The sequence below is a fragment of the Lamprobacter sp. genome (genome assembly GCF_034860625.1).
In the GTDB taxonomy this organism is placed as follows: Bacteria; Pseudomonadota; Gammaproteobacteria; order Chromatiales; family Chromatiaceae; genus Lamprobacter.
The window spans coordinates 1-642 of record NZ_JAYESN010000735.1; the positions used below are offsets into that span (position 1 = coordinate 1).

Genomic DNA, 642 nt, shown 5'->3' on the forward strand with positions numbered 1-642 from the left:
GCCCCGTGGCCGCTGTCGCTTGGGTGAGGATGGCGCTCGCGGTAGTGCTCGAGCCCTTGGCGCATCCGATCTTGTTCGCTGGCAAAGAGTTCCCAGGCGGCATTGCGGGGGTGTTTCTCGATGCGGTTGAGCACGATCACCCGGACCTGATGAGCGCCCCAGGGGAGATCGTAGACGCCGTCCCAGGCGGTGGCGCGGAGCGAATGCGCGCGGGTGAGCTGCTCGGGATAGCGTGTGGCCACGGCATACAGGCCGAAGGCGTCGAGCGGGTGGCGCTTGCCATCGCTTGCAAGCCGCTGCTTGCGATAGTTGACGTAGTGGCCGATCAGTTCGTCGAGCACCCAGGCGGTGAGGGCTTCGTGATGGGATTTGTAGGTCAGTAGGTTGTGCGCGCGCAGGTTCTCCAGACCATCGGGCAGCACCGGCTGATCAGGCTGTGCGGGCCGCGGCTGGCGCGGGTCAGCCGGCCCCGCTGCTTCGATGATGGCGACATCGAGCAGTTGGCTTTTCAGGGCCATTTCAAGTTCGAGTTCCACGGCCCAGGGCGCATCGGCAAAGACATCCATCAGCGCAATGCCGAAGGCGCGATGCCAGAGGCGCAGGGGGTCTTTGTCTGAGGGGTGGCGGGGGTCGGCGCTCATG

1 protein-coding gene is annotated in these 642 nt (G+C 65.6%); it reads right to left on the reverse strand.

What is annotated here, in order from left to right; all coding sequences use genetic code 11:
- Positions 1-641, reverse strand: a 641-nt coding sequence (locus VBE63_RS31055; RefSeq protein ID WP_323686787.1) for a hypothetical protein, incomplete at its 3' end; no start/stop codon positions are given.
- Between the last annotated feature and the right edge of the window lies 1 nt (position 642).